This window comes from Carboxylicivirga taeanensis, from assembly GCF_051851475.1.
In the GTDB taxonomy this organism is placed as follows: domain Bacteria; phylum Bacteroidota; class Bacteroidia; order Bacteroidales; family Marinilabiliaceae; genus Carboxylicivirga; species Carboxylicivirga taeanensis.
In genome coordinates this window covers 1-1,018 of record NZ_JBPUSJ010000085.1, presented here as the reverse complement: position 1 = coordinate 1,018, position 1,018 = coordinate 1, and the positions used below count along the sequence as shown (strand labels likewise).

Annotated in this window: 2 protein-coding genes; both read right to left on the bottom strand. The window is 33.5% G+C overall.

The features are described 5' to 3' along the window. Positions 1-138: 138 nt before the first annotated feature. Entirely contained in the window at positions 139-516 is a 378-nt protein-coding gene (locus tag ACSX1H_RS19345; protein WP_439185900.1) for a hypothetical protein, read from the bottom strand. 1 nt (position 517) lies between these two features. Further along, positions 518-832 carry a hypothetical protein gene (locus ACSX1H_RS19340; protein WP_439185899.1) on the bottom strand — a complete coding sequence of 105 codons (315 nt, stop codon included), beginning with the start codon at positions 830-832 and terminating at the stop codon, positions 518-520. Positions 833-1,018 lie beyond the last annotated feature (186 nt).

The following is a 1,018-nucleotide window of genomic DNA, read 5'->3' as shown; positions in this document are numbered from 1 at the left end:
AACGGTTGGCCGCATGGCGCTGTAGCAGATTTGCGTTTAGATTGTCCGTCCGAGAGGACGAGACTATCGAGGCGGGAATCTGCCCGACCAAAGTGAGCCGGACTGCTATGCGCTATAGCGGCGTGTTGTAGTTCGTTTTTAATCAATTAGTTCCACCCCAATATCGAAATCTAGTCTAGGAGATAAATATCCACAATCGTTAAAATCAAATGGACTGTCTTCATAACCGTCAACAACCTCAAGAATTTTGCTGGCAAAAATATTCAATGCCTGTCTTGGCATTTCAATCAATTTTTTGTCATTAATGAAATTCGTAATCTCGTCTGAGACTCTCAAATCAACCTTATCTAGTTTTATGAAGTCTCCATTTTCCATTAAATTCAATTTTCTTATCTCATGAGCTAATTCAATCAAATTATTTGATGTTCCAATAAATCTAATCTTATTATCATCAATTCTTGATGACATACCTTTGGGCAAATCAATTCTTAACTTATATTTTGAAAACAATCTCATATTAATCCTCACCTTCAATCGTAACTTCTAACTTTTCAAGTCCAAGATTAAGCCCCAATAGAAAATCAATTGTTTCATTATCACAATCCGTAACCAACAACTTATATTTATCTTGTCTTGATGTAAACTCAATTTCTTCAATACTATTTATCCTTAAAGTCATTGAAATAGAATCATTAAATTTGATGCTTACAAACCAGTCTGGCTCTATTGTCCCTTCAACCAAATTGCCAATCACAAAGAATTGATTCATTCTTCTCACTGCAAAACTGTCAATTGCTTCGAATATTCCTTGTATTTCAATATCTTTCTTCATTCTCAACTTATGCAGTATGCTTTTTTAAATTCTGACTAACGTAAAAATAAACGTCAGTATTTCAGTGATTTACAATACTGTGCTTTTCTTCAATTTTCATCTGCTTTGATGTCCCCATTTTACGTTAGCTTCAGAAATCCATAAACTTTAAAAGTATTGATTACCTTGATTTTAAATCAATACTAT

Excerpts from the sequence above, each read along its gene's own strand:
- ACSX1H_RS19345 (WP_439185900.1), bottom strand. The coding sequence starts at position 516 with ATGAGATTGTTTTCAAAATATAAGTTAAGAATTGATTTGCCCAAAGGT.
- ACSX1H_RS19340 (WP_439185899.1), bottom strand. The coding sequence starts at position 832 with ATGAAGAAAGATATTGAAATACAAGGAATATTCGAAGCAATTGACAGT.